This is a genomic window from Wenzhouxiangella limi, assembly GCF_010499265.1.
GTDB lineage: Bacteria > Pseudomonadota > Gammaproteobacteria > Xanthomonadales > Wenzhouxiangellaceae > Wenzhouxiangella > Wenzhouxiangella limi.
The window spans coordinates 442,791-466,738 of the sequence record NZ_JAAGSC010000041.1; the positions used below are offsets into that span (position 1 = coordinate 442,791).

Genomic DNA, 23,948 nt, shown 5'->3' on the forward strand with positions numbered 1-23,948 from the left:
GTACTGTTGGACTCAGCCAGCGCTGCTGGTGATCTGGCATGGCAACTGCGGCTCCAGTTGCTGCAAGGTGCCAAACAGCCCGTCGACGACATTCTCCTTGCCCGCAAACAACGCCTCCGGCCCTTCGCTATGCAGCGTACTGAACGGCGCCTCATACAGCGCCTTGGCCTCGATCACGCCGTTCTGGCTCAGCTGGTCGATGATCAGCTCGACAAACCGGATCTGACGGGCTGACAGACTCTCGTCACTGAGAAATTTGGAGAACGCGGCCTGAACAGCAGCCCGGTCCATGCCCACCAGTGAGCGTACGAAGTGGACCAGTGACGGTGCCTGGCTGCGCGCCAGGAGGTCGGAGAGCAAGGTTTCGCCTTCTTCCTCGCCGATCTGGATCAGCATGGCCTGAAGTTCCTCCAGATTCTTTTCCGTCAGCGGCTGGTTGGTGCGCAGGCGCTGGATGACGATGTTGTCCAAGTGGGTTCTCAGGTACTCCCGGACCTTCTTCTCGTACTGGGCGCCGGTCATGCGCGGCATGGGGATGACTTCGCCGTCGCGGATGCCGAGGATGTCGTCTTTGAGGTTGGAGTAGACCACGGTGCGCTTCTGGCGGTCGATGAAGGGCACCAGGCCGCGCACGCGCCGGCGCATTTCCTCCAGCAGGTCCAGGGTCATGCCTTCCCAGAACTCCGGGGTCTGGATGGCCTGCAGGTAGGCGGCTTGCTGGGCGACGGCCGGGATGGTGGTCTTGTCGTCCAGCAGCTCGGCTACGGTCATCACCCGCTGCCGCTGCTTCTCGAACATATTCTGGTTGCCCTCCAGCAGGGCCAGCTGCATTTTCAGGGCGGTCAGGTCGAACAGGCGGGACTCGACATCGTCGGTCTCGATCTGGCTGGGCAGAGCGGCCAGGTGCTGGCTGAGCTGCTGCTGGTCATGATCGCTCAGGCGCTCCCAGGCCTCGCGCTTCTGGAAGCGCTCGACGGCTTCCAAGTGCATGCGCACGATGAAGTTGTCTCGGTTCATCGCCGCGACCTCGGCGTGGAGCTGGTCGGCCAGGCCGATCTCGAGTTCCAGCCCATCGTCCCGGCCCGGGTCGTTCTGCAGCTGGCTCAGCAAATCCACCCGGGCGCGGAACAGCCGGGTGCCCAGCGGCACGCCGCCGCTGCCTTCGATGCCCTCGGGGTTTTCCTTGAAGAAATCGAAGTTGTAGCAGAAGTCGAAGACCCGGAAATTCTCCTTATCCATGCCGGGGCCGAACAGGTCCGGGCACAGCCGGGTGCCGCGACCGATCATCTGCCAGAACTTGATCTTCGAGTACACCGGCTTGAAGAAAACAAGGTTCACGACTTCAGGAATGTCGATGCCCGTGTCGAGCATGTCGACCGAGATGGCGATATGCGGCGGCTTGTGAACTTGCGAGAAATCGTCGATCAGGGTCTGGGCATAGGTGGCGTAGTTGTCGATCACCCGGGCGAACTGGCCCTTGAACTCGGCGTAGTGGTGGTTGAAGCGCTCCTCGATGAAAGCGGCATGGTCATGGTTGCGGGCGAAAATGATGGTCTTGCCCAGTCGGTCGCCGCCGGCTACCCGGGTGCCTTGCTCCATCAGGTGCTGGAGCGTCTTGTCGACGGTGTCCTGATTGAACAGCCAGCTGTTGATCGCCGCCGCGCTGACCTTGTCGGGCAGGCCTTCTTCGTCCGCGTCGTCGCCCCAGTCCAGGCTTTCCCAGTGGGCCTTTTCCTCCTCGCTTAAGTCTTCGTAGTCGATGCCCTCCCGCGGGAAGCGCAGGTCCACCTGCTGCACCCGGGGCGGGACCAGAAAACCGTCGCGCACGGCCGTGTCCAGCTCGTAGGCGTCGGTGGGCACGCCGGGCTCCAGATCAAACAGCTCGTAGGTGTTGCGGTCGACCTGCTCGCGGGGCGTGGCGGTCAGGCCCACCAGCAGTGAGTCGAAGTAGTCGAAGATCGCCCGGTACTTCTGGTAGACCGAGCGGTGAGCCTCGTCGATGATGATCAGGTCGAAGTAGCCCACACCGAAGCGCGCCTCGCCCCGGCCTTCGGTGGCCTTCTCGATCAGGCCCATCATGGTCGGGTAGGTGCACAGGTACACCCGCCCGTCGGTGTTTTTCTCGGTGACCAGGTTGACCGGGCTGGACTCGGGCAAATGCGCCTTGAAGGCGCTGCAGGCCTGGTTGACCAGCGAGACCCGGTCGGCCAGGAAAAGCACCCGCTTGATCCAGTTGGCCCGCTGCAGCAGATCGACCAGGGCGATCGCGGTGCGCGTCTTGCCGGTACCGGTGGCCATCACCAGCAGGGACTTGCGCTGTCCCCTGGTGAGCCCCTCGCTGATGCTGCCGATGGCGCGTTTCTGGTAGTAGCGCCCGGCGATGGCCTCGTTGATCTGACCGACGTCCAGGGGTTTGCGGCTGTCTCGCCGGCGGATCAGGCGCTCCAGCTCGTCTTTGCGGTAGAACCCGGCGACCTTGCGCGGCGGGTAGTGGGCATCGTCCCAAACCCAGGTCTCGTAGCCATTGGTGTAGAAGATCAGCGGGCGCTGGCCGTGCATCTGCTCCAGGCAGTCGGCGTAGAGCTTGGCCTGCTGGCGCCCGGCGGTCGGGTCGACTGTGGTTTTCTTGGCCTCGACCACGCCCAGCGGTTTGCCGTCGTCGCCCCACAGCACGTAGTCGGCATAGCCGTAGCCTTTGGCGTTGGGCATGCCCTGGATCTCGTACTCGCGGTCGCGGGGTCGGTCCAGCTTCCAGCCGGCGCGGTTTAAGTCCAGGTCAATCAGGTGACGGCGGGTGTCGGCCTCCGAATAGTCGTGGGTGTCCGGTATGGCCTCGGCCTGCTCGCGCAGGCGGGCGATTTCTTCGCGCAGCGCCTTGATCTCGGCATTCTGGGCGTCGGCTTCCTGCTGGCGTTTGAATTCGGCCTCGGAGCGTTTTTCCAGCTCCTTCTCCAGCTCGACCAGCTGCTCACGCGGCACGACATCATCGGCCACCGGCGCCGGCACGCGCTCGTCGCGCCACGCCGCACCATCTCGGGGGTGGTTGGGGGCATAGGTGCGGGTCAGCCAGTAGCAGAAATGGTGCAGATCTCGAACCGCCTGCATCGCTTCCTCGACCGAGACACTGGCCCGGTCGTGGACGGCCTTGTTGCCGATCTTGTGGATCAGCTGGGCTTTCTGAAACACCCGCTCGTCCATCACCCGGCGCAGGCTGTTCTCGTAGAGCAGCGCGGCGAGGTTGCGGTCGTAAGGTTGGCTCAGGCGGCCCTCAAACCTGTAGAGCCAGTGCAGGGCGGCTTCCAGGGCGAAGCGGGCGTGGAAGCAGGCAGCGCGTGGGTCGCAGTGGATATGACCTTCCGCCTTCGTCGCAGCGGCGGCGGTGGCGCTGAAGCGGTTGGGGAGGAAGGCGAAGTTGGTCATGGCGCGCTATAGCTGGCCCATAAAAGCGCGGCCCTGAAGACAGGAAAACAAGGCTTGAAGTTCGTCAATCTGTTTGATGCTGTTTATGCGTTGCTTTTCTACCGCTGACACAATGAGACAGTACCTTTCTTGAAGATCCATCGGTGGAATAGGTACCTTTATTCGGTTTAGCTGTTTTTGATTTAATTTGGGTTGCGCCGTTCCAGTTATATATGGCTTCAAATCGATGAGGTTCACCAGATCACGCAAGAAGATAAGTGAAGCTGATCCGCTATAAGCTAGTACGTGAGCATGATTATTGACCCAATACTTACCCTCAGCGATGAAGGCGACGGGAGTTGATCGTGCTACTAGGTTTGCTCCATCTTCCCCAATGAGTAGGCGCGGGCCGTCAAAGATATAGTCGTCTACGTAATCGATGATCCCAGATGCACCGTAGTAAGGATAAATTCCGTCAATCTGATCTCGATCTGCTTTTTTCAGCGGAACACGACGCCCATCTTCGTTTCTAGCAACCTCTCCAAGAGTCGCAATCTCCCACCCCTTCGGATTCTCCACCGGGTCGCCGAACATATCCAGAAAGGTGGATTGCAGGAGGGCGTCGAGTTGGGCAAGGGACTCGCGGCGCTTGGCCCGCAGCGCGTCCGCCGCATCCAGAATCTTCGCGATGCGCTTCTGTTCGGGGAGTGGCGGGAGGGGGAGCCGGAGTCTCTTAAAACTTGAAATGTTGAAGCTAGATTGATTTACCGAATTCTTGGTAATCCGAGGTAGCTGGCGCCGGAAGGATGGAGAGGAAAGGATGTGATAGACATATTTTGGCTCTGCACTCTCCCGATCAACCCTTAACGAAAGTAAGTTCATGCCGTGAACTAGCTTTTGCGGAACACCCTCGTAGATTGCACATTTACCGAGATGCTTCGTGCTGTTTATATGACTGATAAGTATGTCGCCGTCTTGCAAGAGCCAGCCTGCTGCATCTTCTTCGAAGAGCCCCGCATACCCCACTTTTGCCGGATTGATGGTTCCGTCAGAAATCGTCTCGATTCGAGTTATCGGCAGCCCTCCGGCTTCCGAAGACTGACGGATAGACTTTCCGTTACGAAGAATGGCAGCAATTTCATGGAGTGGACTCACTTGGACAACAACTCCTCCAATTCGGACCGCCCCCTTGCAATCTCCTCATCCAACTCCTTCAACCGCGCCAGAATCACCGCCGGCGGGTCGTACTCCACCGCCTCGTACTCGACTACCTTGTAACGGTTGACCGACAGGTCATAGTCATTCGCTGCGATCTCTGCTTTTGGAACGAGGAAGCTCTGGTCAGTACGCTTCCGATCTGCCTCGGCTGCCCGATCATTCCATCGGGCCACAAGATCCGGCAGATCGGTCTTGTCCGGCTGCGGGTTGCGCTTGTCGTCCAGCGAGTAGCCGTCGGCCTCCATCTTGTAGAACCAGACGTGCTCGGTGCCACCGGAGTTGGTCTTGGTAAACACCAGGATGGCGGTGGAGACCCCGGCGTAGGGTTTGAACACGCCCGAGGGCATGGAAATCACCGCGTCCAGCTTCTGGTCCTCGACCAGCATCTTGCGCAGGCTCTTGTGCGCGGTGCTGGAGCCAAACAGCACGCCGTCGGGCACGATCACCGCGGCCCGGCCGCCGATCTGCAGCAGGCGCAGGAACAGGGCCATGAACAGCAGCTCGGTCTTTTTGGTCTTGACGATCTGCAGCAGGTCCTTGGCGGTGGACTCGTAGTCCAGGCTGCCGGCAAACGGCGGATTGGCCAGGATCAGGGAGTATTTCTCCGCATCCGTCTCGTCGGCCTGGGCCAACGAGTCGCGGTAGCGGATATCCGGGTTCTCGACCCCGTGCAGGAGCATGTTCATGCTGCCGATGCGCAGCATGGTGGAGTCGAAGTCGTAGCCGTGGAAGGTGGACTCGTTGAAGCGCCGGCGCGAGGCCTCGTCGCGGTAGATCGCGTCGGCGTGGTGTTGGCGCAGGTACTCCGAGGCCGCGACCAGGAATCCCGCCGTGCCGCAGGCCGGGTCGCAGATCCGGTCGTTCGGCGTCGGTGCGGTCATGTCCACCATCAGCTGGATGATGTGCCGGGGCGTGCGGAATTGGCCGTTCTGCCCGGCGCTGGCGATCTTGCCCAGCATGTACTCGTACAGATCGCCCTTGGTGTCGGCGTCGGTCATGTCGATACCGTCGAGCTGGTCGACCACGCTGGCCAGCACCCGGGGTGTGGGCATCATGAACATGGCGTCTTTCATGTGGTGCGAGTAGGTCGTGCCTTCCTCGTCACCGTTGCCGGTGCCCAGCGCCTTGATGAACGGAAACACCTCGTCGCGGACGGTCTCGAACATCTCCTCCGGGCTGAAATCCTTGAACCGCGACCAGCGCAGCCGATCCTGCGCCTCGGAAAACACCGGATCCTCGATCGCCCCGCCCAGCCGTGCAGCCTTGCGCTCGCGCAGCGTGTGCAGCTCGTCCAGGCGCTTGATGAACAGCAGGTAGGTCAGCTGCTCGATGACAGACAGGGGGTTGGAAATCCCCCCGGACCACATCGTGTTCCAGATGCGGTCAACCCGGGACTTGAGTTCGCCGGTGATCATGGTGCGGATTTCCCCAAAGTGCCCAACCACCGGAGAGTTTACCAAGAGTGGCGGCCCTCAGGTCGGGGCCTAAGGTGGCGCCGGGTGATGCACGGAATCTGCTTTCAGGGCGGTAGGGCGTTGGTCCGTCGCTGCGGAAGTTGCTACCGCTTTTGCCGAGGAACGCGTTGCGGGGGGATGTGTTCGACGAGCTCTTCGATCTTGCATCCGAAGTAGGTGCATAGCCGGTCCAGGTATTCGGAGCGAACGCTCGCGCCAGGCTGGTTCAGCATTTTGGAGAGCGTGTTGCGCGCAATCCCGGTCGCTTCGGAAATCTCGAGCGCCGTTACCCGCCGGGACTCCTGAAATTCCTTCTCGGCGATTAGCTCTTTCAGTTTGTAGCGCAGCATTTCGGTCTCAAATGCACAATTTTATGAATTGTTGCACAAACCTCTTGACAATTGAACTAAATGCCCTATATTGGTATCGAAAGCACAGAAAACTGGGCAAACGCACAAGCAGGAGGAAGGGATGGACCACGAAGCCGCGATTGAGTACATCACTACCGAGGAGTTGTCAGCTCGGATCAAGTACGACCCGAGGACCATACGGTCCCAACTCAAGGACTCGGTCCTGATCGAGGGGATTCATTACATCAGGCCATTTGGGCAAAGAAAAATTCTTTTCATTTGGCAGACGATTGAGCGTGACATGGTCAAGCACTCTGTGGCGCTGCGACCGGTTACCCCTAGAGAACAAATGCGGGTGATCGCCAATGGGTAACGTCCGCGTTCGCACCGACACTGGCCGCATCTTCATCGACTTCCGGCTTCATGGGGTTCGATGCAGAGAGTATCTGTCACTTCAGGACACCCCTGAAAACCGCCAGACCGCGCAGAACCTGCTGAACCAGATCGAGCAGGAGATCAGGCAGGGCACGTTTGACTACGCGGCGCATTTTCCGAACTCCAAGCGGGCAGGGCAGTTCCCGAGGCCGGTGGCGCCGCCGGCACCTGCGCCTGCTGTTGCGGCTGCGCCGCCCGCAGACCCTGCGCTGACTCAGGCCCCGCCTGCGCCGGTGGTGGTCGCCGCCCCGGCGCCACCGCCACCCCAGACGCCGCTGTTTGCCGATTTCGCCGAGACGTGGTTCAACGAGTGCGAGCCCGGCTGGCGGCCGCGATACCAGGAGTCGGTCCGAGGTGCGCTGGACCAGCACATCCTGCCGGTGTTTGGCCTGAAGCCCGTCCACGAGATCCGCCGGGCCGATGTGCTGGCTTTCCGAGCCGCTTTGTCCAAAAAACCCGGCCGGGGCGGGCGGCGGCTGTCGAACGTGCGCGTCAACTCGGTGGTGCTTTGGCTCAGCCAGATTCTGAACGAGGCCAGCCTGCGTTTCGAGTTCTCGCCCGCAACCAACGGCATCAAGCCGCTCAAGACGCCCAAGCCCGACGTCGAGCCGTTCTCCCTGACCGAGGTGAACTCGATCATCGATACCTGCCGGCCGGAGTGGCGCCCGTACTTCATTACGCGGTTTTTCACCGGGCTGCGGTCCGGCGAGATCCACGGGCTTCGCTGGCACAACATTGACTTCGAGCGCAACCAGATCCTCGTCCGCGAGACCCTGGTCGACGGCCAGATCCAGCAGGGTGCCAAGACTTACGACTCCTGCCGCGATGTGCCGATGCTGCCGCTGGTGCGCGAAGCGCTCCTGGCGCAGAGAGAAGCCTGCCCGGAGCACGTGGAGTGGGTGTTTTACGGGTCAAGTTACGCCCCGGTCGATACCGGCAACTTCACCAACCGGATCTGGAAGCCCCTGCTGGGTTACCTCGGCCTGCGCTACCGCCGTCCCTATCAGACCAGGCACACCACGGCGACTTTGCTGCTGGCTGCGGGCGAGAATCCTGAGTGGATTGCCCGACTGATGGGGCATACCAACACAGAAATGCTGTTTACCCGGTATTCCAGGTACGTCCAGGACCTGACCCGCCGAGATGGCTCGGCCATCGACCGGCTACTGAGCGATCAGGGCCCGAGGGTCAAGCCTGACGAGCCCTGCCAACTCGAAAAACGCAAGACCCGCAAGCAGCCGGCATCGGGTCGAAAGGAGCGCAGCACCACATCCCCGACCGCAACAGTCACGCGCCTGTTTCGAAATGACTCACGCTGAACGCCAAGGAGGGCATATGAGCAGCAATCGCGCCGTAATGGAACACCTTTACCGGAACTTTCAGGGTATCGCCGATCACTGCATGGGTCGATTCCGGATTCCGAATGACCGCAGTCTGATCATGGTGCTTGGCCAGCCCGATCAGATTTCCAATCGCAGCGCACTGATCTGCTGGATCGGCGAGCAGCTGCTCGATCCCGACATTGATGATCACGACAACCTCTGCCAGGTCATGTGCGAGCGCCTGGCCCTGATCCTGGTCGATCTGTACCCGCACCGCTGGGCCGAGATCGTGGTGGACGTGGTGCGCGACGACCCGCTGCCCAGCTTCGCTTTTCTTGACGCCATGCGCCGTCTGGTCGCGGAGTCGCGGGCATGAGCGGGCGGCAGACCGATCGCGCAGCCGCACTCGCCCATCGGCTGGTTGCACCGAGCGCGGCATCCATCGCCGCTCACCTGGTGGGGGTGTTTCAGATTCCATCGGGGGCCGACCTGGCCCTGGGTCTGGCACCCGAGGCACCGGCCTGCAACCAAGCGGCGCTGTGCTGCTGGGTTCGCCTGGAGTTGGCTCGCATGGCCGATCGCGAGCCGGTGGCCAACGTCCTGGTCGCCATCGAAGAACGCCTTTTGGAGCATTTGCAGGCCCTGTGGCCCGATCGAGCCGGCGAGGTCGAGGTGCCGTCGCCAGCCGCCCTGGCATCGGCGCTGCCGCGGCCGTACTGGGAACCAAGCCTGGCCTGCGCGCCCCCCAAAAGGCGTCAGCGGCCGTCGAGCCCGCGTGCCCGAAATTCGAATTCTCAGTTCATGGACCAACAAAAGGAGGAATACCATGAAAAACCGTAGCTACTTGAGCAAACTGTTCCGCATTGGGAACATCCTGCTGGCATTGGCCCTGGCCGTGCGGGGCATTCCCCGCACCTGGCAGCCCGGCGTGCCCGCCGTCACGATCCAGTCGGGCTGGGCGATCTACGCAGATGAAATCAGGCGGCTGGACGCACTTGACCCCAAGCTGCGGATCTTTCAGAGCGGGGTGCTGGCGGCCGCGCTGGTGACCACGGCGCTGGACCCTCGGGTCTTTGCCTTCTGGGAGTTGGTCAACCAGGAGCGCTGGACCCGCCATCGCGATGGCCGGATCGACCCGCCCGGCTGGCTGCTGCAGCAGATCCTGCGCCACTCCGGGAACCGCGACCTGGCCCTGCGCCCGGAATACCAGCACTACCTGTTTCAGGTCAGTCTGGCAGCCGCCATGGCCTGGTTGAGCGCCCTGGATGCAGGCCAGCCGCTCTGGCTGACCGGCGAGCCAGCGCGGGTGAAGATCGATGAGTTGCTGGAGCAGGTCCGTACCCGCAAAGGCCTGCGGCGCGCGCCGGACGGGTTCCGCCCGCCCAAGGACCTGCTGGGGCGGCTGCCTGCACTGACGCCCACGGTGATCGAGCACCCCATGGACCTTGATCTGGCAATGGACATGGCCAGGGCGGTGCGGGATTTGGAGCCCTTTGGGTTTGAGGTCGGGGCGCTGGATGATGCCCGCGATGTCCTGGACGCGATGGAGATCCCGAGCGAGTTGGGTGCCCCGGCTGTGCTGACAGCCGCACTGGTGAGTCTGGCTCGTGATCCGGACCGTGTCGGGATGTGGTCCGATATCTTCGCCGGTTGCTGGTCGCACGACCCCCATGAGGGCAGCGACACCGCCGGTCTGATCACACGGGCCATCCAGGTCGCCAATCGGCGCGAGGGGGGTCTGCCTGGCCAGGCTCAGTTGTTCGCCCGGGCCATGATGGCCATCAAGACCCACGACCGCCTGAAGCGGCCCGGTATCGTGCCGCGACACAAAAACATCCCGAAAGCGCAGGGCGATTGGGTCAAGCCGATCATCGTGGCCTGGAGCAAGATCACCATGACCGATATCCCTGTGATCCATTCCTGCCAAGTGCAGCCGGTGATCAAGGGCACAGCCGACAGCCTGGCCCGCCAGAGGTGCCAGAACCGCAAGGCCCGTCGGAGCCGGGACGAGACCGGCGCGCGCGGTGAGCGCAGCTTTGCTCAGTACCACGCCTGCCGCGGTCTGCCCCGCCGGGGCTGCCTGATTGACCGGACGCGCGATCAGTGCGGCTGGGACTACGAGTTGGACACTGAGGGGGAGCCGCTGTGGGTTTTTGAGGTCAAGGTCGTCACCGGCGGCATCGATTGCATCATCGGTGAGCGTCAGTGGGAGCTGGCTGAGGAGTTGGGCACGAACTACTGGCTGGTGCTGGTCGAGGAACGGCCCGATGCCGACGATGAGATCCGGTTCATCCGCAACCCCTACCAGTGGCTGCAGCCGGAAAGGGAAACCCGGCTGGTTCCGCATACGACGCTCAAGGTCAAGGGCCGGGACCTGAAGAAGGTCGCAACCGACGATGTGGAGTCGCTCCTGCAGCAGTCGGAGGCGCTGTCGGTGGACGATTTCGAGGCCAGCGACGACTAGGGTTTGCGAAAGACCGAAGCGAGAGCCCGGGGTGGGTGACTGCCCCGGGCTTTCTTTGTAGGGGGCGCGATCACGCCAAGCGCGCCGCCTGGGCTCCCGGCTGGACTTTCTTCGGCTCTTCGCGGTTTTGTGTGGGTTGAGCGGTTGGAATAGCCCCAAAAGTCGCGTAAATCTGGCCCGATTTCATGTTACGCAGCGCGCTACAGCGCACTGAAAACCTGCAGAAACTCTTTCTGGATCGCCTGATTGGCAATCATGGTCAGCTTGAGGCTATTGCTGGGACAGGTCGACCTGCCGAGCTCAGCCGACTGGGGTCGCTGCGCAAGTTCTCCATAACATCCAACGCCACCAGGATGCCGTCCTGGCCTTCATTAGCAACCGCATGACAAATGCCGTTGCCGAAGGGCTCAATCGAATTGTTACAAACCTCAAGAATCGGGTGATTGGCTTTCGCCCTTTCGACGCGTTTTCCGAAACGGTCTACCTGAGGGTCGGGGGCCTCAATCTACCCGGTCAAATCCGAGCTCGACTCCAAAGACTATGAAAATGCAGGCAGATCAGGCGATGTGAGCGATCAGGGCTTTGCGAAACCCGGATGTAGCCAAACTCATTCAGGGCTCACCAAAAACTGCGCCGCCACGAAACAACGAGACGGCGCAGTAAGCAATCGGCGGCTTCAATCAGACGCTATCGAGAACTTCCATCCCCTCGTTGATCAAGGTCTCGGCTTTGTCGAGCACGCGGTGGGCTTCACCCCAATTATGGAAGCCGTTGCTATTTTCGACCCAGATGAAGTCCCAGTAGAACTGCGCTTCACGGTGGATTTTTTGCAGTCGCGTCAGAGTCACTTCGTCAACGCCACCATTGTCACGCTTGGCCGCCACCGCGTCGATGAACTCGGCCAACTCCCGACCAATCCGGTTCTGTTTCTCATACACGCGGCCCTGCACCCCTTCAGCACGAGCAACAACGCCATCAGTCCCCCAATTGCTGTGGCAGCCCATGCAGGTGCTTTCCACATGGGTCAGCGGACTGGTCCAATGGTGCTCGGTGTATTTCTCGCCATCGGCATCAGTCGCCTTGGGCATGTGGCAGTCGGTGCACTGCAGGCCGAGCATCGAATGGACGTTGACTTCCTGACCTTCGTGGTAAAGCTCGTATTCAGGGTGCTGAATCTTGGCGACCAGCGCGCCGGTGCGCGGATGCACCCACTCATCCGACCGGCGGGCAGCATCGTAATGCTCTAACTGGGCTTCGGCAGTCAGACCCGTTGTCCAGGCCAGTTCCACCTTTCGCGTGTCGGCACTGAAATGATAATTGGTGTGGCATTGGGCGCAGACCAGATCGGTGCGACCTTCAGGTTCAATATTGGCAAATGTGCCGTGCGCGAGCCCCTCGTCCAGCCAGGTACGCGCATGGCGGACGGTTGCGTCATCCGGAGCATGACAATCCAGACAACCAATGGTGTTGGAGCCCATGACCTTGGAAAACGGCATCGAGTACCAGTCATCACCGTGGATGGCATCAAGCTTGCTCACATCCGTGGTTTTACAGCCGATGCAGGTCGCCGGGCGCTTGTCCCAGTCCGGGAGGCGCTCAGTGTCGGCGATGTCGGTCAGCGCATAGTAGTGGCCGCGCGAGCGGTAATAGCCCTTGGAAAAGGCGAATCCGTCATAGTTGACCTTGAGGAATGGATACATTTCCAGATAGTTGATCTTCTCGACGTCCATGCCTTCGGCCTCGGCCTTGCCGCCGCCGCCGTAGGTCGTTTCCTGCATTTCCGAGGTCCGCATCCAACCATCGTATTGAGCCGGAAAATAGCGCTTCCAGTTCTCAGTCACAGTGGCCTCGTCCAGACTATCGAAACCCTCAAAGCTTTCTTTATCCCCATTTGTCGGACTGCTGGAAACCGCAGCCATGGTCGCCAGCCCCAGGCACAGCGCGATCAGCAAAATGACAAACCCGTTTTCCTTGCGCATATGCCCTCCTCAGAACAGATTCAGCACAACCTTCCAGTGACGAACGATGCATATGAAAAACACTGAATATTTCAAATATGCATATGAGGTTCAAGAATAGCCAAACCGTCAACAAATTGTCAACGCCGGCGAGCGATATTCATAATTTTGCAATATTTACGGCCACTACTCGCCCCGGAATCGGTTTTGCCGAGCCTGCCCAAAAGACGCATAATCATACTTTCTATACTTTCTGATGTTACTTATGGGCCCAGTGACCAATGACGAGTGAAACAACCTTCCTCTTCTGCGCCGGCCTGGCCGTTCTGATCGCCTTGCTGTTTGCGCTATGGCCGAGCGTTTACCACCTGATTCGGCACCGGCAATCTACGCCGCGACTTCCGCATCCGTTGAATCTGGCGTTGATTGTGTTGATTCCGGTTTCAACCGTCCTGCTTTACCTCCTGGTCGGCACCTATGGCGATGCCGAGATCGATGACCCTCGGATCACCCTCATCCGGTCCCAAATGATCGAGATGGCCCGCGAGCTCGAGAAAAACCCCGACCAACCCGAAAAGTGGCAGCGGATGGGGCTGATGTACAAAGACTTACGCCACTACGGTCCCGCCGAACACTCACTCCGCCGCGCGCTGTATCTCAGACCTGAGAGCGCTTTCTTGCATGTCGAGTTGGCCGAAACCCTTCAACTGCGCAGCGAACTGCCCGGAATGCCGCCGGAGGCAAGGGCTTTGCTTGAGCGTGCGGTTGCACTGGAACCGGAAAGCCTTAAGGCACTCTGGATACTGGCGACTGACGACTTCTCAGAGGGCAACTATGAGACCGCTCTGGCCTGGTGGGAGCAGATGCTGCCGCTGGTGCCGGAAGACTCCAGCATCCATCGCGCCGTGGAAAATGAGACAGAACGAGCCCGCGATCGAATTCGTCAACAACCCTGAGTCTGCGGCTCCCGGATCATCGATCCGATCCTCGTGAGCCGAGTCCGTAAAAGGACTGCAGACGGCGGTCCGTTAGAACACATATCGAGCCCACCGTCAGCAGGATCACTGCAGATAAAATGACGGATAACCGGAGAAACGGCAAATCCATGGTCCAGCGCATCATCGCCATGGAGACCAGCGAATAAAGCCATACCAGGGCGGCTGCGAAAAGCGCAACCATGATGAGATGCGCGGCCCACGGGCGAGGCACCGCCAACAGACCCATGCAACCCAATGCCAGCAACATCATCGGCCAATGGCCGTCGCGAAGAAAATGTGCCGCCAGCAGCAGGAAGGAAATAGCCGGCAGAACCAACCAGCCCATCAGTAGGCCACTCCTGTACATTTAAGATAGCGAAACGTCGCTAACATCCTTAGGCCGAGCTTCATGTATTGGGTGAGTCTCATGGAATTTGTGATTCCGCTTGTCTTTTAGGGCGATTCAGCAAATGCGGGAGAGGCGCCGCCGCTGTTCCATCGGAAGTTTCGACCCGATGGTGCTCGTCGAGCAGGTGCATCAACGACAGCCAGGGGTGACGCCAGACCATACGCGGCCCCCCGAGCCGCGTAGAACCACGGTCGTGCCTGCGCCGGACTTTATTGGCAGAGCCTTCTACTTTAGGTATTCATAATACTTTCAGGGATGATCATTGATCAAACTATTCACAATGCATCTTGCCCAGAACTTGACCTAGATCAAAGCTAAGACGTTTATTGTCATGCCATTCTTGGGTCTGATCATTCTGTTTCGCGCGAGCCTTAACAACGCGCAAAGGCTCGCCCAATGCCAGCCCCGTTGAGGAGAGCCCAAGCATGTTTACCAGACGTCAAATATTGATCGCCACTGCCGCATCTGCAGCAGCAGGCGCACTTTCTTCCAAACTGTCTGCTCAAGACGCTCAAAAACAACAAGGCATGTCTCCTGAGTCTATGGCCCATCTTGATGCTGCGAACTCCGTTGACCATTGGAAGAAAACGGTTTGCCGCTACTGTGGAATCGGCTGCGGCGTGATGGTCGGTGTCAAGGATGGTATGGCCGTTGCCGTGAAGGGTGACCCCCAAAATTCAGTAAACGAGGGCATGCTCTGCGTCAAGGGTTATCACCTCGCAGACATGCTGTATGCCGAAAGTCGGCTAAAAACCCCATTGATTAGAAAAAATGGTCAGCTTGTTGAGTCCAACTGGGAAGAGGCACTGGATCTCATTGGCAATCGTTTTTCGGAAATCAGGGATACCCATGGTCCAGACGCCTTGGGCTTTTACGGCTCTGGTCAGTGCAGCATGGATGAGTCTTATCTCTACAATAAACTCTTCAAGGGATTTATCGGAACGAACAATGTAGAGGGAAACCCAAGAACCTGCATGGCCAGTGCAGTAGCAGGTTATGTCTCGACATTCGGTAAGGATGAACCGCTCGGCACATATGACGACCTCAATAAGGCGGACGTGTTCTTTTTCATTGGCGCCAACCCCGCTGAAGCCCACCCGATCATCTGGGCACGAGTGCTGGAGAGGCGCAAGAACGCGCCCAACACCAAGATCATCGTCTGCGACCCGAGAGAAACCCGCTCGACTGACGCCGCGGACATCAAGGTCATTTTTAAGCCCAACATGGACCTGGCCCTGCTCAACAGCATGGCCTATGTCATGGTCAAAAACGGAATGCATGATCGAGCATTTATCGACCAGCATATCAACTTCCAGGAAGGCTCGGAAGGCAAGTCTTGGGAGGACTACATGTCCTTCCTCGAGGACTATGCTCCGGAAAAAGTCGCTGATGAGATTGGTGTGCCCGCAGCTCTCATCGAACAAGTGGCGAAACTATTCGGTGACAAGAATCGGGAAACAATGTCAATGTGGACCATGGGGCTTAATCAGAGGTCACGCGGTCAGTGGGTCAACAATCTGATCAATGGCTTGCACCTGATCACCGGGAAGCTCTGTCGTCCGGGCTCAACGCCATTCTCTCTTACTGGCCAGCCCAGCGCATGCGGCAGCGTCAGGGAGGTTGGCGCGCTTTGCCACCTGCTTCCCGCTCACCGCTTTGTGGCCAATGAACAGCACCGAAAGGAAATTGCAGACATCTGGGGAATCCCAGCCGATCGCATTCAGCCAAAGCCTGGCAAGCCTCTGATGAAGATGTTTCAAGCTACGGTCGACGAAGAGATCAAGGGCCTTTGGGTCATGTGTACAAATCCGGGGCAGTCCCTACCGAATGTCAATAAATATCGAAAGGGTATGGAAAAGTGCTTCATGGTCGTGTCGGAGACCTTTCACCCGACCCGGACCACCGAACTGGCGGATGTCGTTCTACCTGCCGCTCTGTGGTGTGAGAAAGAAGGCATCTACGGCAATGCCGAGAGGCGCACGCAGCACATGGCCAAGGCGATCGACCCGCCAGGTGGGGTTAAGAGTGACCACTGGGCAATTTTGGAAGTAGCCAAGCGGATGGGTTATGGCGATTCCTTCGATTACAAAAGCGTCGAACAAGTTTACGAGGAATATCGCCGTTGCACGGTGGGAACGGGCTATGACGTCGCGCCCTTTTCGCGTTTGAAAGCCGAGCGAGGCGTGCGCTGGCCCGTTGTTGGTGACGGCATGGGTAAAGAAGCCTCGATCCGCTACGCTGCCCCTTATGACCCGTACGTGGAGCAGGGCATTCGTTTCTACGGCAAACCAGATGGAAAAGCGATCGTATTCCTGCGTCCGCAGGCTGATGCTGCTGAGAAACCGTCTGACGAGTTCCCATTTGTTCTGACCAATGGCCGATTGCTAGAACAGTGGCATACCATGACCATGACGGGTACCGTGCCGGCACTTAAGAAGATTCCCGAGTATTATCAGAGCGGCCAACGCTGGTTTGTTGAGATGCATGAGCAAGATGCCCAGCGACTCGGCATCACTAATGGGGACAATGTACGCCTTACATCGGCGCACGGCAAACTTGAAACTCGAGTCGTTCTTAACGGGCGCGGTCGTCCACAGCCTGGCCTGCTCTACATGAACTTCCACGATCAAAACCCCGCCGAAATGGTCAATATTCTGGTCAGCGATGCGACCGATCCGGTCTCTCATCAGCCGGAATACAAGATATCGGCGTGTAAGATCGAAAAGGTTTAAGTGGCTTACTTTTTGGAGTGTATTTATGAAAACGTGCACCATACTGAGCATCGCAGCCATGGTTGCGGCCACCCTGGCATATACCGGAGTCAGCTGGATCCATGCAGCGGAAGTGAAGTTAACCGATAGTACCGAGATCACTGAAGACAAAAAGATTCCGGCAAAACCAGGTGGCATTCCGCATGAGCTGGATGGATCGTATACACAGTGCTCAACGTGTCATCAGCTGGAAATTCCGCCTCATCCCGCCAAAATTGAGAGCTGCCTGATATGCCACACCCAGAACGTCGAAGAGAACAGGGGTGATCAATGATCGTTTCTGGGGTGGTTGTAAAAGTAACGCCAGGAACTGAGGATGCTTGCGCTCGACATCTGTCGAGCTCACCTGGGGTTTTCATTGAGAAAATTGAACCGGGAAACCTGGCTCTTGTGATCGAATCTGCGAGCAATCAAAACATGATTGATCAGAGCTTGGCTTGGCAGCAAGAACTAGAAGCCATTCAAGGCATCTATCCGACTTTTATTGGACGTCACGATGAAGCGCCGTGCTAACAAACGAGAAGCTCACATTAGCCTAAAGACCAACCAGATTGCGCTCATAGTGAGCGTGGTCATGCTCAATAGCAGGATGATCGTAATGGTCAGAGCCATAGCCCGCGAAAACCTTGATCGGGGTCGGGCTTATTTCGAGTAAACCATCATGCTAGCTAGCCTTCCGAAATCTTGAACCACAATACCCCCTCTCCAAGAATAGATGTCATCAGCGTCCAGAGGAACGTTTATACGCGCTTTGTTCCGCCCGCCCGCCCTAGCCATCGGAATCAACGGCGCCTGGCTAGGTTAGTGGAATGTTTCTTCATTTCAGCCTCGGTGTTTTCGCGAATGTATAGGATCTTCGTTTCTCCGAACGGCTGAAAGAAGGGAACATCATTTTCGAAAAATCATGTTGATTCGTGATTCGTGATTCAGGGTTTCCGGGCTGGGGATGACTGAGCAAGCAGTCTCACTCCTACGATATTATTTTCGCAATTCGATTTTGTGTACGTTGACCGGTTCGGATAGCCTACGGGCTGGCCCCGCTGAGAGTCCCGTCCATGCACGACCGCGAGCTTTACCGCCAGATTTTGGGTATTCAGGCGCCTTGGGAGGTTTCTAAAGTGCAAGTCGACCTGCCGGCAACCGGTGTCACCGTCCATATCCGACATTCGGGAGAGGGCTTGGCCTGTCCGGAGTGCGGTGCGAGTTGTCCGGGCTACGACACCCGCGAGCGCAAATGGCGGCACCTGGATACCTGCCAATACAAGACCTGGCTGGTCGCGCAAGTACCGCGTGTTCGGTGCCCGGAGCACGGCGTCCATCAGGTGCCGGTGCCGTGGGCGGAGAGCAACAGTCGGCTGACCGCACTGTTTGAGGCTTTGGTGATCGACTGGCTGAAGATCGGCACGATTTCGGAAGTGGCGGAGCAGCTGGGTTTGAGCTGGTCGGCGGTCAGCGGTGTCCAGGAGCGTGCGGTGGCGCGCGGCCTGGCGCGCCGGGATCAGGCGTTTCCGAACTCGATCGGCATTGACGAGACGGCGTTTAAGCGCCGGCACCAGTACGTGACGGTCATCAGCAGTGGCGATCGGGTGCTGCATGTGGCCGACGACCGCAAGCGCGCGACCCTGGATGCCTGGTACGCGGCGCAGCCGACAGAGGCGCTGGCCGGTCTGCGCACGGTAGCCATGGACATGTGGGGCCCGTTCATTGATTCCACGCTGGCGCATGTTCCCGGCGCAGACTACAAGATCGCCTTTGACAAGTTCCACGTCGCCCAGCACCTCGGCGACGCCGTTGACAAGGTCCGCCGCAGTGAACACAAAGCCCTGCTGGCGGCTGAAGGCGGCTCGCTCCTGACCAAGAGCCGCTACCTGTGGCTGCAGCATCCCGACAATATGACCGACAAGAGCTGGGGCCGCCTCAAAGAGCTCAAATCCGCGAACCTGAAGACCGCCCGAGCCTGGGCGATCAAGACCCACGCCATGTGCCTGTGGGGCTACAAGGTCAGAGGCTGGGCACGAAAGGCCTGGATGAGTTGGTATAGCTGGGCCATCCGCTCCCGGCTTGAGCCGGTCAAGAAGGTGGCGAGAATGATCAAGCGTCACCTCGAGGGCATCCTGACGGCTGTGGTGACCGGGGCGACCAACGCCCGCGCCGAGGGCTTCAACACAATGATCCAGAAAATCAAGCGCGATGCCCGTGGATTCCGAAACAAGGAGCGGTTCAAGGCTGCGATCTACTTTCATTTGGGCGGGCTCGACCTCTACCCAGAGGCGGTACAGAAATAAGTGCTACCCACACGATTCAGTGAAGAGCCCTTTCTTCATTTCGGGAAATATGCACTCATTCAACCCGGTTATGGGGCTTCTGTGAACCGTCCGGGACAACGGGGTAGAACCCGCCTTGATCTCGGCCTCCGAAGTGTGCCCCGGCGTCTTTATGGAATGCCGTGGTCATGTTCGCCAGTGCCTGCTGTTTCCACTGCACGATCTGACTGATGTGAATTTCAAACTTTCCGCCCCATTCCGCAGAGTCTTGCTGTCCAGAAGGGCGACTGATGGGGCAGGCCGGCAAACGAAACCGGAAGGGCTACGGTGACAAGGTCGAAGCCGAGGCGGCTAAAAACCGTGTGATACCTCACCGACGAGGAGTTCAATGACGCCCTCAAGCAAAATTTCCAGCTACTTGCAGCGAAAGGCATCAGCGTGCGTGCAATGGTCAATGACCTGTCGTGAAGCGTCAGCGTTTCCTGTCGGCTTTGACCAGGAGTCTCCAGAACACCAGCAGTATGACCCCGAAACCGACCAGTAGAAGCCCGCTCAGTAGAAAGGGCAGCATCCAGAAGGTCATCGATTGATCAGCTGACCCTGCGACAGACCCTGCCTCGAACGAATAGAAACCAACGGACGCTGCTCCAGCGATGATGAGGACGCTGCCCATCAGGAGTAAGAAACGAGCCCTGAGCTTGGAACGTTGGCTGCTTATTTCTGGTCGAGGCATAACATCGGCATGTAAGAGACTCGCCGCGATGAAGTCCTGCCTTCATCGCCTGCTCCTTGAGAGCCGACGCTACTCATAGCGCACAGATGACGTCTTATGGTGTAAAAAAACTGTACAAGCGAAAGGGTCCACCTCAATAGATATTTTTCTGCACGTCGAGAGGAGGGGTGACGAACGGCTGAATCAAGAGTCGATCTAACCTCAATTCGCGTGTTTCCCTGAAGACCTCGATTCCGATGGTCATGCCCAGGTGTCCAGCGGCTGGCTGATCCCGATAGGTGCCAAAAAGGCGGTCCCACCAGGGTAGGTTGAAGCCGAAATTGCTGTCAGTTTCCTTTCGGACAATGGAGTGGTGGACCCGGTGCATGTCGGGTGTTACTACGGCCAAGCGAAGCCAGCGGTCGAGTTTTATAGGGAGGCGGACATTACCGTGATTAAACATTGAGGTGGCGTTAAGTAACACCTCGAAAATCAGCACTGCTAGGGCGGGGGCCCCGAGCAGAGTCACCGCGGCAAGCTTAATGCCCATCGAGATCAGGATTTCCAGAGGATGGAAGCGCAGCCCGGTGGTCACGTCGAATTCCAGATCTGTGTGGTGCATCCGATGCAGGCGCCAGAGCCACGGAATGGCGTGGAACGCCCGGTGTTGAAAATAGATGGCCAGATCCAGCACCACAACAGAAGCCAATATCGCCAGCCACGTTGGAACCATAATCAGGTTGAAGAGGCCCCAGCCTTGTTCGGCGGCGACCAAGGCCGCCCCGACAGCGGCGAGGGGGAAGACCAATCTAATCGCGAGCGTGTCCAGAACGACAATCAGCAGGTTGTTGGGCCAGCGCTGCCAGCGATCAATCCGCTGGGGTCGCCGCGCAGCAAAGATCTCCCACATCACCATCCCCAGCAGGACGGTCACGAAGATAGCGATCCTAATCAGTGGCTCTTGTGTCATCAGCGTTCCATTCGTGCCATGAAAAGATACGATCCTATATTCTATAGTCTGATTGAACCTGTAAAGGAGCCAAACCTGTGAATACTCTCATTATCATCAACGACCCGCCCTATGGTACCGAGCGCCTGTATAACGGCCTGCGCATGGCCCATGCGCTGATCAAGCGAGAATCGGCAGTCACGGTTTTTCTGATGGGTGATGCCGTATCCGGCGCCAAGAGCGGCCAGAAGACGCCGGATGGTTTCTACAACGTTGAGCGCATGGTCAAGCGGGTCACCATCAAAGGTCGGGTGCTGCTGTGTGGTACCTGCATGGACGCCCGCGGTTTAACTGACGATGAGATGGTAAACGGCGCTCAACGCAGTACCATGGATGCCCTGGCTGAAGCCACCGAGCAAGCCGACAAGGTCCTGGTTTTCTGATTCTTGCACCCGAAAGCGGCTGAGCTGCCTGGTTAAATCCGCCACGACACGGCGATGGCTGTACTTGGGGATTTTGGTGGTCGAGCTTGCAGTTTCACCGAGGGGCGACGGTTGCCTGACCGCAGGTCACCACAAGGGGCCTCCTGAGCCGATTGCGATGGTAAGTAGCCCGAGCGTCAGATTGATCGCAATGATGCTACGAATCCGCCCCAGCCGCCGTCCAGCCTCGGCCCAGTCCGCGGCGGCGACAGCTCTGCGCATATGCTGGTAAGGCAACAGATAGAGATAGGCGAACAACCCCATCATGATGACGCCGGCCAACAGCATGATATGAACGTGGCCACCGACGCCGGCCATGCCGCCGTAAACCCCGAAAATCAAAGCGAATCCGGTGCCCAGCAGCACCAAGATACTGATCCAGACCCACGGGAAGAAGCGCGCGAAGATTCCAAGCCAAAGCTTGCCGCGTTCCGGGGGCTCCAGTGCGGCCCCCGCTGCGGGCCGAACCGCTGTGTAGGCAAGAAACATCCCGCCAACCCAAACCGTGGCAGCGACTGCGTGGAGGGCGATAAGTGCAGAGACGAGGCTGGAGGGCATGATTTGGCTCGGTTCGCGGTGGCTTAGGGTAGGTCATTAACACTTGGTCAAACTAGGCCATTGTCTGGTGGATGTGCCAACGAGCCTAGCCAGCGAGCCGGGCATCCAGGCTGATCTTGGCGTTGAGCAGTCGTGAGACCGGGCAATCTTTTTTTGCGGCCTCGGCCGCATTCAGGAATGCTTCGTCGTCGGCTTCGGGCACCTTGGCCACAACGTTCAAAGCCACCGAGGTAATGGTTGGCGCACCATCGACCTCCTGGAGCTCAACGACTGCTTCGGCGTCGATGTAGTCGGCCGTGAAACCGGCCTCGCCGAGAATTAGTGAAAGCGCCATGGCATAGCAGCCGGCGTGTGCGGCACCGATCAGTTCCTCGGGATTGGTTCCCTTGCCGTCTTCGAAACGGGTCCGGAAAGAATATTGCTGGTCTTTCAGGACACCACTTTCAGTAAATAGCGTGCCGGCCCCATCTTTTAGGCCACCTTCCCAGCGTGCGCGTGCGTTGCGTTTCATAACGTCGTTTCTCCAGATTGACTTCGAGTATGGCTCCAACGTAACACGAGCGCGAAATCTGACCCGGCTTTTTCGGGTATTGCCTCCTAAAGATTTGTTTGGCGGCGCTTTCTGAGTACCTCTGACTAGTTCTGCACAGCGAATCAATTCAAAATGCTTGTCCAGAAAAGCATTTAGCGCGGCTTGATGAGTTATCTTGGTCGAATGCCTCAACACCAAAAAAACCTCAAAATGGACGAGCAACTACTTTGTTACCAGCAGTCCGTGCTGGGGGCTGCCAGAGACCTGGAGGCTTTCTCGGAGTAACACGTTCAGGAGGCGGGCAGCTGGGCGCACTTGCAGGTCACCGAGGGCAGGGTTTGTCTGAGATTCGTGGACCAGACGGGCACGGTCTTGTCTGAACACGCACTGGACGCTGGGAGCAATGCCGGGCTGACGGTTCCGCCGGCGGCATTGCATCAAATCGAGAGGCTCAGCCAGAAATTCACCATCGAGGTATCGTGCTACTGCAAACCGCACCGGTACTTCGAGAAAAAATACCAGCTTTCCAATGTGCACGACGATTTGTTGTCTGCCTATCTGCACTCCTTGCGGGATCGCTCGCTTAATCGCATCCTCGACATTGGCTGCGGCAGCGGGCGAAACCTGCTCTTCCTGGCCAAAATGGGCCATGCGGTGACCGGGGTTGAGAACAAGAGCGAAAAACTCGAACGCATCGAGGCCATCGCCCGCCAGGAAGGCCTCGACGACTTAACGCTGCTCAACCATGACCTGCACGAACGCCTGCCGTTTGCTGCCGGCGAGTTCGACGCCGTGGTTGCGACCGTTGCCCTTCAGTTCCTGAAACCGGAGCGCATTGATTCATTGCTGGCGGAGCTGGGCGAGGCAACGGCGGCTGGTGGGTTCCACTTTTTTGTTTTTCCCGTGGCCTCGGAGATCTTTGGCTACCCTGAGAACTTCGCCTTTTTGCCGAGCAAAGACCAGCTTTTTCACTGGTACCAGCATCGGGGCTGGTCCCTGATCGACTACCGGGTCAACAACGGCCAGTTGACCAGAAGAGGCGCAGACGGCAAGCCGATACAGGGGCAATTCGCGACGCTCCTGGCGCAGAAACGTCCGCCTCCCTGACGGGCCCGTCGAAGGCAGCCGGGTCGCAAATGAGGGGACATCGCCGCGTGAATAAGCTGTACGCTCTGCCTACGGCAGTGCTTTCCTCATAGGAGATTCTGGAATGAAAAACATAACCTTAACGAGCTGCGGCATGCTGTTTATGCTGCTGATTGTCTCCCCGGCCATCGCTCAGCATGACCATCACCACGATCACGAAGCGTCCCCCGAGGCTGGATCGTTGGCGTTGGAGCTGGACGAGGGCGAACGCTGGGCTACCGACGCGTCGCTGCGCCAGGGAATGGCGGGCATACGCGAGGCGTTCCAAGCGCATCATCAAGACTACCGCAACGACCGGTTCGACCAGAAGTCGGCTGCCGAGTTGGCCGATCAGGTCAGCGATCAGGTTGACTTCATGTTCGCCAACTGCCAGCTGTCTTCACAAGCCGATGCCGAGTTGCACAAGTTGCTCGCTGCGGCTTTGGGTGCTGTCGCATCCCTGCGAGATGCCGAGACCGAGCCCTACGAGGGGCTTCACGCACTGCATCAGGTGCTTGATGTCTATCCGGAGTATTTCGATCATCCGGGTTGGATATAGGTTCGGATCA

Annotated in this window: 23 protein-coding genes and 2 pseudogenes; 15 read left to right on the top strand and 10 right to left on the bottom strand. The window is 58.7% G+C overall.

Annotated elements, in window-relative coordinates:
- Positions 1-12: 12 nt before the first annotated feature.
- From G3I74_RS10690 to G3I74_RS10705, 4 genes are all read right to left on the bottom strand, one after another.
- Positions 13-3,420, bottom strand: coding sequence for a DEAD/DEAH box helicase family protein (locus G3I74_RS10690; RefSeq protein ID WP_164211567.1), 3,408 nt, complete (start codon positions 3,418-3,420; stop codon positions 13-15).
- Positions 3,421-3,426: 6 nt separating this feature from the next.
- Positions 3,427-4,554, bottom strand: a complete 1,128-nt coding sequence (locus tag G3I74_RS16220) for a restriction endonuclease subunit S (RefSeq protein WP_164211568.1) — start codon at positions 4,552-4,554, stop codon at positions 3,427-3,429.
- On the bottom strand, positions 4,551-6,032 hold the full coding sequence (locus G3I74_RS10700) for a type I restriction-modification system subunit M (RefSeq protein WP_164211569.1): 1,482 nt from the start codon (positions 6,030-6,032) through the stop codon (positions 4,551-4,553). Before G3I74_RS10700 ends, G3I74_RS16220 begins: the two co-directional genes overlap by 4 nt.
- A 143-nt stretch (positions 6,033-6,175) precedes the next feature.
- Positions 6,176-6,421: a helix-turn-helix domain-containing protein gene (locus G3I74_RS10705; RefSeq protein WP_164211570.1), complete on the bottom strand. Its 246-nt coding sequence runs from the start codon at positions 6,419-6,421 to the stop codon at positions 6,176-6,178.
- A gap of 121 nt (positions 6,422-6,542) precedes the next feature.
- Here G3I74_RS10705 and G3I74_RS10710 point away from each other — a divergent pair, with 121 nt between their 5' ends.
- The 6 genes and pseudogenes from G3I74_RS10710 to G3I74_RS16335 form a co-directional block, all read left to right on the top strand.
- Positions 6,543-6,794: a hypothetical protein gene (locus G3I74_RS10710; RefSeq protein ID WP_164211571.1), complete on the top strand. Its 252-nt coding sequence runs from the start codon at positions 6,543-6,545 to the stop codon at positions 6,792-6,794.
- Positions 6,787-8,175: a site-specific integrase gene (locus tag G3I74_RS10715; protein ID WP_164211572.1), complete on the top strand. Its 1,389-nt coding sequence runs from the start codon at positions 6,787-6,789 to the stop codon at positions 8,173-8,175. Before G3I74_RS10710 ends, G3I74_RS10715 begins: the two co-directional genes overlap by 8 nt.
- Before the next feature lie 16 nt (positions 8,176-8,191).
- A complete protein-coding gene (locus tag G3I74_RS10720; RefSeq protein ID WP_164211573.1) occupies positions 8,192-8,554 on the top strand; it encodes a hypothetical protein in 363 nt (120 codons plus the stop codon).
- A complete protein-coding gene (locus G3I74_RS10725; RefSeq protein WP_164211574.1) occupies positions 8,551-9,018 on the top strand; it encodes a hypothetical protein in 468 nt (155 codons plus the stop codon). The genes G3I74_RS10720 and G3I74_RS10725 overlap by 4 nt, the downstream gene beginning before the upstream one ends.
- On the top strand, positions 9,005-10,642 hold the full coding sequence (locus G3I74_RS10730; RefSeq protein WP_164211575.1) for a protein NO VEIN domain-containing protein: 1,638 nt from the start codon (positions 9,005-9,007) through the stop codon (positions 10,640-10,642). Before G3I74_RS10725 ends, G3I74_RS10730 begins: the two co-directional genes overlap by 14 nt.
- A gap of 307 nt (positions 10,643-10,949) precedes the next feature.
- Positions 10,950-11,186 (top strand): annotated as a pseudogene (locus G3I74_RS16335) (transposase); the annotation flags it as partial.
- Positions 11,187-11,322: 136 nt separating this feature from the next.
- Here the strand turns inward: G3I74_RS16335 and G3I74_RS10740 are convergent.
- The gene (locus G3I74_RS10740) at positions 11,323-12,621 is read right to left on the bottom strand and encodes an ammonia-forming cytochrome c nitrite reductase subunit c552 (protein ID WP_164211576.1); all 1,299 of its coding nucleotides are present in this window, start codon (positions 12,619-12,621) and stop codon (positions 11,323-11,325) included.
- Positions 12,622-12,881: 260 nt separating this feature from the next.
- On the opposite strand from G3I74_RS10740, the gene G3I74_RS10745 reads away from it, so the two are divergent.
- The gene (locus tag G3I74_RS10745) at positions 12,882-13,556 is read left to right on the top strand and encodes a tetratricopeptide repeat protein (protein ID WP_164211577.1); all 675 of its coding nucleotides are present in this window, start codon (positions 12,882-12,884) and stop codon (positions 13,554-13,556) included.
- Positions 13,557-13,572: 16 nt separating this feature from the next.
- Here the strand turns inward: G3I74_RS10745 and G3I74_RS10750 are convergent, their stop codons facing one another.
- Both G3I74_RS10750 and G3I74_RS16340 read right to left on the bottom strand, forming a co-directional pair.
- Positions 13,573-13,923: a hypothetical protein gene (locus G3I74_RS10750; protein ID WP_164211578.1), complete on the bottom strand. Its 351-nt coding sequence runs from the start codon at positions 13,921-13,923 to the stop codon at positions 13,573-13,575.
- Positions 13,924-14,002: 79 nt separating this feature from the next.
- Complete coding sequence (locus G3I74_RS16340) at positions 14,003-14,224, bottom strand: nitrous oxide-stimulated promoter family protein (RefSeq protein ID WP_420823077.1); 222 nt, start codon at positions 14,222-14,224, stop codon at positions 14,003-14,005.
- A 187-nt stretch (positions 14,225-14,411) separates the two neighbouring features.
- Between G3I74_RS16340 and G3I74_RS10760 the strand changes: the two genes are divergently transcribed.
- The 4 genes from G3I74_RS10760 (at position 14,412) to G3I74_RS10775 (ending at position 19,042) form a co-directional block, all read left to right on the top strand.
- Positions 14,412-16,718: a molybdopterin oxidoreductase family protein gene (locus G3I74_RS10760; RefSeq protein WP_164211580.1), complete on the top strand. Its 2,307-nt coding sequence runs from the start codon at positions 14,412-14,414 to the stop codon at positions 16,716-16,718.
- Positions 16,719-16,776: 58 nt separating this feature from the next.
- Complete coding sequence (locus G3I74_RS10765) at positions 16,777-17,031, top strand: hypothetical protein (protein WP_203594673.1); 255 nt, start codon at positions 16,777-16,779, stop codon at positions 17,029-17,031.
- The gene (locus tag G3I74_RS10770) at positions 17,028-17,270 is read left to right on the top strand and encodes a chaperone NapD (protein ID WP_164211582.1); all 243 of its coding nucleotides are present in this window, start codon (positions 17,028-17,030) and stop codon (positions 17,268-17,270) included. Before G3I74_RS10765 ends, G3I74_RS10770 begins: the two co-directional genes overlap by 4 nt.
- 542 nt (positions 17,271-17,812) lie before the next feature.
- On the top strand, positions 17,813-19,042 hold the full coding sequence (locus tag G3I74_RS10775) for an ISL3 family transposase (RefSeq protein ID WP_164211583.1): 1,230 nt from the start codon (positions 17,813-17,815) through the stop codon (positions 19,040-19,042).
- A gap of 845 nt (positions 19,043-19,887) precedes the next feature.
- Here G3I74_RS10775 and G3I74_RS10780 read toward each other — a convergent pair.
- Positions 19,888-20,667, bottom strand: coding sequence for a sterol desaturase family protein (locus G3I74_RS10780; protein WP_338063097.1), 780 nt, complete (start codon positions 20,665-20,667; stop codon positions 19,888-19,890).
- A 113-nt stretch (positions 20,668-20,780) separates the two neighbouring features.
- Here G3I74_RS10780 and G3I74_RS10785 point away from each other — a divergent pair, with 113 nt between their 5' ends.
- Complete coding sequence (locus G3I74_RS10785) at positions 20,781-21,125, top strand: DsrE family protein (protein ID WP_164211585.1); 345 nt, start codon at positions 20,781-20,783, stop codon at positions 21,123-21,125.
- Between the two features lie 126 nt (positions 21,126-21,251).
- Here the strand turns inward: G3I74_RS10785 and G3I74_RS10790 are convergent, their stop codons facing one another.
- Both G3I74_RS10790 and G3I74_RS10795 read right to left on the bottom strand, forming a co-directional pair.
- The gene (locus tag G3I74_RS10790; protein ID WP_164211586.1) at positions 21,252-21,722 is read right to left on the bottom strand and encodes a CopD family protein; all 471 of its coding nucleotides are present in this window, start codon (positions 21,720-21,722) and stop codon (positions 21,252-21,254) included.
- A gap of 85 nt (positions 21,723-21,807) precedes the next feature.
- On the bottom strand, positions 21,808-22,233 hold the full coding sequence (locus tag G3I74_RS10795) for an OsmC family protein (RefSeq protein WP_164211587.1): 426 nt from the start codon (positions 22,231-22,233) through the stop codon (positions 21,808-21,810).
- Positions 22,234-22,551: 318 nt separating this feature from the next.
- Here G3I74_RS10795 and G3I74_RS16115 point away from each other — a divergent pair.
- The 3 genes and pseudogenes from G3I74_RS16115 to G3I74_RS10805 form a co-directional block, all read left to right on the top strand.
- Positions 22,552-22,716 (top strand): annotated as a pseudogene (locus G3I74_RS16115) (TehB-like domain-containing protein); the annotation flags it as partial.
- Between the two features lie 6 nt (positions 22,717-22,722).
- Positions 22,723-23,361 (top strand): methyltransferase domain-containing protein, encoded by a 639-nt coding sequence (locus G3I74_RS10800; protein WP_420823078.1) that lies wholly within the window; start codon positions 22,723-22,725, stop codon positions 23,359-23,361.
- Between the two features lie 103 nt (positions 23,362-23,464).
- Positions 23,465-23,938 (top strand): hypothetical protein, encoded by a 474-nt coding sequence (locus tag G3I74_RS10805; protein ID WP_164211589.1) that lies wholly within the window; start codon positions 23,465-23,467, stop codon positions 23,936-23,938.
- Positions 23,939-23,948 lie beyond the last annotated feature (10 nt).